The following is an 8966-nucleotide window of genomic DNA, read 5'->3' on the forward strand; positions in this document are numbered from 1 at the left end:
GACCTATATATACTCGATATAAGTCATTTCTATAGTTCTTTGACAATTTAATAAAATTACTTACACAAATTTCTTGACATTCCCACTTATAGAAATTTCTGTTACTACTTTTTCAATCACATTTACTTCAAATACAGCAATTTTATCCTGATAAATAACACTAACTATTTGCTTACCAGTCTTATTTTTATCATAACCAACAATTCCAACATCAGCAATATTTAGATTAGCTTTTTCACCATTGTTATATGTTACTGTAATTGTCATTCCATCAAGATTTAATTCTTGCCCTTTTACATATTCTAATTTTAACGGTGAAGTTATTTCAATTTTTTCCGCTGTTTTATTTATCACTTCAACTTCAAAACTTTTATTTAAAGTTCCATACGTAACTGTAATCAATTGTTTACCAATTTTATTAGCATCATATCCTGTAATCACAACATCATTTAAATCAAGTAAACCTTCACTATCATCATTATAAACTGCTTGTACTTTTAATCCTGATAAATCAATTTCCTGTCCTTCAATATAAGTAGTTTTATTTGGTGCTGTTATTTTCAAATCTACCAGTTTCTTTTCTTCAACATTAACATTAAATGCAATTGACCCTTCTTCATACTTAACATTAACTGTTTTAGTTCCTAAACTTGAACTATCAAAGCCACTGCACATATCATTAGTTACAACAATATTATCTTTAACTTCACCATCATTATATTCTGCCTGCAACATTGCTCCTTCGACATTCAACTCTTGACCTATTACATAACTCAATTTATTAGGTAAAGAAATCAATTCTAATTTTGTAACAACTTTTTCAATTACATTAACTGTAAATTGAGTAGTAAACTCACCATAAGAAACTCTAATATTTTGGTTTCCTAATTTATTATTTTCATAGCCGCTTATCATCGATAATTTAATTGTTACTTCATCATATGAACCATTATCATAAATTACTTTTATTTTTCCATCTGTTAAATCTAACTCTTGTCCTTCAATATATTCTAATTTAGCTGGATTATTAAGCATTTCAATTCCAACTACCGATTTAGCTTTTACATTTACATTAAATACTGAAATTTGATTTTGATAAGTTACTGTTATCGTTTGATTACCAAAAATCGCACTATCATAACCACTTATCATATCTTTAGTAACAGCTATTCCCTCTTGAATACTTCCATCGTTATAGGTTGCAGTTATCGTTGCACCTGTTAAATCTATTTCTTGACCCTCGATATATTGAACTTTAGTTGGTGCTGTTGCAAAAATACTTGTAACAACTTTTTCAACTACTTCAATCGTCATTGACGTTGTCTTTCCGCCATAACGCACTGTTAAATTCTGATTACCAATTTTATTTTTTTGATAACCAGTTACTGTAATTCGAGAATCAAGCAAATCTATCTCTTCACTCGTTCCATTATTATATCTTACTAATATTTTTCCACCAGCTAATTCTAGATCTTGCCCCTTAACATATTGCACTTTATCCGGTAAACTGCTCATGCTGATATCTGTAATTTCTTTAGCTTTTACATTAACTGTAAAAGTAGCTGACGCATTTTTATATATAACTGTAACTTGCTGGCTACCAATTTCATTTTTATCATAACCAGTAATTTCAATTCCTTCATTTGTTAAATCTATTATTTCACTGCTGCCATCACTATAGAAAACTGTTATCTTTCCACCTGTTAAATCTAATTCCTGACCTTCAAGATATTGCACTTTTGCAGGTGGTGTAACTTTAATACTAGTTACTTCTTTTTCAATTACATCAATTTCAAATGTTGCTGTTTTATTTTGATAAGTAACCGTGATTGTCTTTTTACCAGGAATGGTTGTATCAAAACCGCTAATTTGAACTTGCGAATTATCGACCACTTCACTACTATTATCGCTATAGATTGCTTTTACATTCAAGTCATCTAAAGCCAGATCTTCTCCTACAAAATATTGAGTTTTTGCAGGCAGTGTTATTTCTATACTTGCAAGTGTTTTTGATGATATTACATTTAATGTTTTAATAGGAGTTACATACACATCTGAGCCATAACTATATTTATATACTGCAAAATATTGCCCCGCATCATCCATACTTACATTTTCAATAGTTAACACTTTTGATGTCTGATCAAGCAATGATACTGATCCATTATCTGAAATTTTATACCAGTAAAATATATCAGCATTTGACCAATATGGAATTACCTCAATGCTAACAGTTCCATTTTCATTTACAGTATAATTAAGGGTACGACTATTATCTACAGTATTTTGGGTCTCATATTTTATTGCAAAATTTTCTAAGACATGATTATTATCGTTTATTAAATCTGGGAACATATAAGATTCTGGTTTAACCATAAACTCATTTGTCTCTTCATTATATTGCCATTCAACACTAATTACTTCTGTTCGATTAGTATCAGTAGTTATAGTTACTTGTTTTGGTAAAATTGATTCTATTGTTGTAAAGGAAGGGTTATTTGCAGTTACTCCCATGTATACATTTAAACAATCTGTACTAACATGATCAACAGTAGAAGGAACTAAAGTATTTACATCGAAGAAATCAATTTGATATTCAACTACACTCGTATTTCCACTCTCATCTTTCAATCCTAAAATTTCTACTTTATAAGGATCTTCATATGTTTTTGTAGAAACTGTCGGCTGAACAAACACTAATTGCCCTTTTTGATTGTCTGATTCAATCAATTTGTTATTTGCTTTTGTACAATCATATGATTCATTAGTCGTTAAATTGGTAACCCGAATAGTTACATCGCTCAAAGAATTATAACTTAATTTATCAAGATTTAATTCTACTGACCATGCTGTAACATTAGGTTCAATATTATTACTTGGATAAGCACCTGGTGCAGGATAGGCAGCACAAGGTAAATCAGTAGTTCCTTGAGATTTTATTAATCCATATGCAATATCACCAGCATACCCAAAATCAGCACCTGTAGTTGTATATGATAAAAGGGCTTTACGGTGTCCAATAGTATCAAAAGATTTATTTTCAATATTATATCCTTCATTAAACCAGCCCTCAATAGCTCCTTGAGGAGTATAATTATAAGCTATAATATTATGATTAGCATATGCACCTATATTCCAAAAATATTGATCCATATTATCAGGTTTTGACCAATCAGTAGCTAAATTATGCGTTAACTTTCCTTCAGCTTTTAAATATAAATTTTGAATTACCGCTCCAGCTTGTAACCTTTCACTATGAACAGATCTTTGTTCATATTTATCAACACCAGCTAACCAGCGATAATAATTTACCATATCACTCATTGCCTGATGGACTTCTTCTTTTAATTCACCACCAGCATATGGTGCCACTAACGATGGTTTTTCTTTATAATAATCCTCATTAGTTCCATAATCATAGTATTCATTAATTTTAACATTTTGGTATTTTGCAGCTACTTCCTGCTTTGTTCTTCCTTTAAATGGTGCTAACTCATTAAGATTAATTATATTGTCAGCCCCTTTTACATTTAAAACTGGTAGTGGTAAAACAACCACAATCATAACTAACACTAATAATAACGCCATAATCTTTCTTCTCATTTTCATATTATGATCCTCCCTCAACAATTTATCCTCTATAAATCAGCATAATTTAACATAATATCGCTATTAAACATTATACCACTATTAACTTTTTTTTCAATTTATGTTTTTATCCTAAAATAGGATACTAATTCTTTATACAACATATAAAACAATCTTTAATCGTAAATTTTTAATGTTAATAGTTTGATTTTTAACTAAAATAGTGATTTTCGCAGTAAAAAATTTTTTATAAAATTATTTTATTCTATATCCAAATCTTATAAAAATTAAAATTTAAAAATGAAACACAATTATTAAAGCAAAAAAAATTGACAAAGTACAAAATCCAACTTTGTCAACAAACTACAAATATAATTATATAACTAATATTTAGGGGCATTTTTCAAGATTTCTGGTAAAGATGAACGAAAAATAATCGATAAATATTCTACGACTTGTTCTTTACATTGATTTTGTGGATTTTTAAACCATTCTATTAAATTTCCAGCTAACGACTCTGTATAAAGATTGCATACAAAATATTTAAACTCTTTTTTTACACAAAGACCTAATTCTTTTTCTACATTATCAATAAGTGTTTCAATAATACTAGTAAAATCATGATATAAAAATCGGCGCATTTCTTCTCTACCTAAAGAATCGTATGCACAAGCTAAAATATGTGCATTACTTTCAATATAGTTCATCACAAAAATAATCGCTTCTTTATAATCAACCATTAAATCATACTTTTTAACGTCATAAACTTTTTTAATGATGTCGCTAGTTTTTGTTTGGTTTGTAATGATATTTCATCGTGCGTCATTAGAAATCAACCTCCTATATTTTCAATTATAATTTACCCATCAAATCAATATGATTTGTCCCTATTTACCCACTAACAAGATAATTGTCCATTGTTTCTAGGATTTTATTTTAATATATTTAATATACATAAAAAAGACTATTTGCATATAAAAATATTTTTTTATGAAACATATCAATAACGAAATGAGGATAGACATAATGAAAAAAATTTATAACCAAATTATTAATCATCCTAAAATAATTTTAATAATATTTTCAATTCTGTTTATTATTTGCTTAATTTCACGACAATTTATTACCGTAAACTATGATATGAATGATTATCTTCCTCCAGATAGTTCTTCCACTACTGCAATTGACATTATGAAAAAAGAATATGATGGCGGAATTCCTAATGCTCGTGTCATGTTGGAAAATGTTTCGATTCCAGAAGCCTTAAATTATAAAAACATCATTAAATCAATAGATGGTGTTAGTAATGTAACATGGCTTGATGATGTCATTGATATTACAGAACCATTAGAAACAATAGATTCAAAGACTATTGAAACTTATTATAAAGATAATAATGCCTTACTTTCTATCACTATTGAAGAAGATAAAAATATTCAAGCAATTGAAGACATCCAAGAAATCATTGGTGATAAAAATTCTATGATGGGAAGTGCTGTTTCAACTGTAGCAGCGACAACAAGTACTGTTAGCGAAATTGGAAAAATTGTTATCATTGCTATTATTCTTGTTTTGTTGATTCTCATTTTAACAACAACTTCCTGGGCTGAACCATTTATTGTATTATTGGGATTAGGTGTTGCTGTTATCATTAATGCTGGAAGTAATCTTATCTTTGGCGAAATTTCATTTGTTACAAATGCTGCCGGAAGTATCCTGCAATTAGCAGTTTCCTTAGACTACTCCGTATTTTTGATTCATCGTTTTGAAGAATGTCGTAAAAAAGAAAAAAATGTAAAAAATGCCATGGTAAATGCCCTCTGTATGTCAACAACATCTATTCTTTCTAGTGGTCTAACAACAGTAATTGGATTTTTAGCACTTTGCTTAATGAGATTTCAAATAGGTCCAGATCTAGGCTTAGCATTAGCTAAAGGCGTTTTGATAAGTTTAATTACAGTATTTACATTTATGCCAGTATTTATTCTTTATACATATAAATGGATCGATAAAACAACACATCGTTCTTTTATGCCATCTTTTAACGGTTTTGGAAAAGTTGTTTTTCGGACAATGTTTCCATTATTATGTGCCTTTGTTATTTTAATCATTCCCTGCTATCTAGCTTCTAATGCAAATGATTTTTATTATGGTTCATCACACATCTTTGGTCCAGACACTAAATTAGGTTCAAACATCAAAAAAATAGATTCTATATTTGGCAAAAATGACACATATGTCTTATTGATTCCTAAAGAAAGTACTGCAACACAAAAAGATTTATCCAATGAATTAAAAAATTTGCCTCAAGTAACAAATATCATGTCTTATGTTGATACTGTCGGTGTTGAAATACCAGAATCATATCTTGATTCAGAAACAATTTCAAAATTAAACTCAGACAATTATACTCGAATGATAATATCTGTTGAAACAGATTATGAAGGTGAAAAGACTTTTAAATTAGTTAAAAATATTCGTGATATTACTGAAAAATATTATAAAAAAGACTGGTATCTTGCAGGTGAAGGGGTTTCTACCTATGATTTAATGGATACAGTTACTTCTGATATGAAAAAAGTAAATCTATTAGCTATTGGAGCTGTATTTTTAGTACTTTTATTGACAACAAAATCTATTATTTTACCAATTATTTTAGTGTTAGCTATTGAAACAGCAATTTGGATAAATTTATCTATTCCTTATTTTACAAATAGTACGATTTTCTATATTGCTTACTTAATCATCAATTCTATTCAACTAGGTGCAACAGTAGATTATGCAATACTATTTTCAGATAGGTATAAAGAAAAACGAATCACTAACAATAAAAAGCAAGCAATAATTAGTACAATTTCTTCTGTTACCGTTTCCATTTTAACTTCTGGCGGAGTTTTGACAATCGTGGGATTTTTATTGGGAAACATTTCCACTCATGGACTACTTTCACAATTAGGATTCCTTCTTGGAAAAGGAACAGTTTGTTCTCTTATCATTGTGCTTTTTGTTCTGCCAGCTTTACTATATATTTTTGATGGATTAGTTATAAAAAAACATAAGGAGGTATTACAAAATGAAAATATATAAAAAAGTTATTGTTATAGTTCTTGCAATTTTAATGACAACAAATACTACAATTCCGATATTTGCTGCTGAAAATGATTCTGCCAAAGAAGAAATAGTATATATTATGAGTAACGCTGATGGGACAGTAAAAAAGGGACAAAATAAATTTTGTCCACCTGGGTGATAGTGCATTTTAAATGCCTTTCATCCTTTTTGGTATTATAATGATTTTAGGAGATGACTTTATGATCGATTTATCTGTTCCTTCTGATACATTAGGTCTTTTTAATTTTAAGCAGTTTGTTAAAAAAGACGGTAAAAATACTTTTAAATATATCTTCTTTGACAATTACGACTATATCATTAATCTACATGATAAAGGCAAACTCAGGGATGTTTCTTTTGATAATGTTCAAAAAACTATCCTTTGTTCTTCTATCCATCTTGGTTATGATCTCTTTGTCTGTCCTAACTGCGGCAATGAAACTATTGTTGCTCATACCTGCAGTTCCAGATACTGTACCAAATGTGGTTCTAAATCCAGTCAAAGACGCGCTGCTTATGTCAGCTCTATGGCTTTTAAATCCAAACATCGTCATATCGTCTTTACCATCCCTGCTCAGCTTCGCTTCTACTTTATCAAAAACCGATCACTGCTTGATGGTCTTTTTGTCGTTGCCAGAAATACTCTGGCTTCCCTTTTCAACGACAGAAAATATCGCAGACAAAAGCGTCTTGAAAAAAAGAAAGGTATCTTCTATCATAAAAAAAGCAATAAATCTCAATATCTTTACAAAGATACAACTGATAATGTGATCTTTGGTGCCATTGCCTCATTGCACACTTTTGGCAGACCTCTTGACTGGAATCCGCATATCCATGTTCTGGTATGCGAAGATGCTTATGATTCTAAAGATGACAAAATCAAAAACTTCAGTTATATGGACTATAAAAAACTTCGCCAGACATGGCGTTATCAATTACTCAGCTATCTTGACAGACACATTGGCAACGACAAAGAATTTCAAAGCCTTAAAAGCTGGTTCTACCGAAAATACGAGGAAGGGTTCTATGTCTATGCTCCAAAAATCAAAGATGAACAGACTAAGGACGACATTGAAAAATGTGTTCAATATATAACCCGTTATACCAGCAGACCAATAATGGCTGAAAGCAGGATAGTAAACTATGATGATGATAAGAAAATGATTCATTGGTTCTATCATCGTCATGAAGATAATAAGCGTGTAGATGTCACAGAATCTGTTTACAGTTTTCTTAACTGTTAAACCGCAAATTCTCTACAAAAAAAATAATACAAAAACTGCAAATAAAAAAAACAAACGGATTAAGAAAGATGCCGTTTCAAACTGCACTGCATCAACCTTAATCTGTTTTTTATTTGCAGAATAGTGTATGATATCTATCGATCAATATTATGAAAGGAAAAAGAAAAGAAACAGCCCGTTAAAGCTTCTCACCCTCTAACACTGTCCCTTTTCAATCGTCAGTTGATACTGATGATACAAATTATATGATACAGGATTTTATACTCAATATCAAGTCAGCTTTTGATTCTCAAAATATTAAATTCTATAATGAACCTTCTTTTTCACAAATCCGCGATTTCGAATTCTACTGTCTCAATCATTTGGAGCTGTCATCTTTACATACTCATAACGGCATCGTCTGTAAATCTTCCAATATCAAATATTATCAGTCCTATCAGAGACATTATATCTCTTTTCATAATGGCCAAATTGATGATCAGATGCTTGAAGTCCCTGTGATGTACTGCCGTAATGACGGTCATTTTCATTCTATTTTGCCTGCTTCTTTTATCATACCTCATTCATCATATTCCATATTTTTTGTACTTCATGTCCTCTCTTTGAAGATGTTTTCTTCATTGACCATTGAAAAAATCGTCAATATATTTCAGATATCTGTTTCAACACTTTACCGCTGGATAAAAAAATATTCATATTATTTAAGGATATTCAGCTTTTTAAAAAATAAATATCATATGCATTTCTTCATTCATTTGATCTATGACTACGAAAGTCTCATCAGTGATATTTTCGGTATGACTCTTCATACTCTTTTTCAAAACAGTCGCAAGCTGTTTCAATCAATATCCTGATCGTTCTTGAAAGATAATCAAATAAATATGTTGGCAATGTCATTTTGTTGTTTAGCGAATTAATTTAACTAACTTTTTTCAAATTAAATTAGACAGTATTAAATGTAAAATCATCACGATTAATTAAATTTGTTATACTATTTTAGACAATATCCGCACTTTATTTTAT

Annotated in this window: 5 protein-coding genes; 3 read left to right on the top strand and 2 right to left on the bottom strand. The window is 29.7% G+C overall.

The window, feature by feature from the left end; genetic code table 11:
* Positions 1-60: 60 nt before the first annotated feature.
* Positions 61-3609, bottom strand: a complete 3549-nt coding sequence (locus OC535_RS14575) for a bacterial Ig-like domain-containing protein (RefSeq protein ID WP_498824163.1) — start codon at positions 3607-3609, stop codon at positions 61-63.
* 362 nt (positions 3610-3971) lie between these two features.
* Positions 3972-4328: a TetR-like C-terminal domain-containing protein gene (locus tag OC535_RS14580; protein ID WP_498824164.1), complete on the bottom strand. Its 357-nt coding sequence runs from the start codon at positions 4326-4328 to the stop codon at positions 3972-3974.
* A 286-nt stretch (positions 4329-4614) separates the two neighbouring features.
* Here OC535_RS14580 and OC535_RS14585 point away from each other — a divergent pair, with 286 nt between their 5' ends.
* From OC535_RS14585 to OC535_RS14595, 3 genes are read left to right on the top strand one after another with little or no spacing between them, the layout of a single operon-like run.
* On the top strand, positions 4615-6675 hold the full coding sequence (locus OC535_RS14585; RefSeq protein ID WP_498824165.1) for an efflux RND transporter permease subunit: 2061 nt from the start codon (positions 4615-4617) through the stop codon (positions 6673-6675).
* The gene (locus tag OC535_RS14590; RefSeq protein ID WP_498824166.1) at positions 6662-6838 is read left to right on the top strand and encodes a hypothetical protein; all 177 of its coding nucleotides are present in this window, start codon (positions 6662-6664) and stop codon (positions 6836-6838) included. The genes OC535_RS14585 and OC535_RS14590 overlap by 14 nt, the downstream gene beginning before the upstream one ends.
* A 40-nt stretch (positions 6839-6878) precedes the next feature.
* Positions 6879-7943 carry a transposase gene (locus OC535_RS14595; RefSeq protein WP_498824167.1) on the top strand — a complete coding sequence of 355 codons (1065 nt, stop codon included), beginning with the start codon at positions 6879-6881 and terminating at the stop codon, positions 7941-7943.
* Positions 7944-8966: the final 1023 nt, after the last annotated feature.

Source organism: Clostridium sp. Marseille-Q5894, from assembly GCF_946902305.1.
Classification (GTDB): domain Bacteria; phylum Bacillota_I; class Bacilli_A; order Erysipelotrichales; family Coprobacillaceae; genus Thomasclavelia.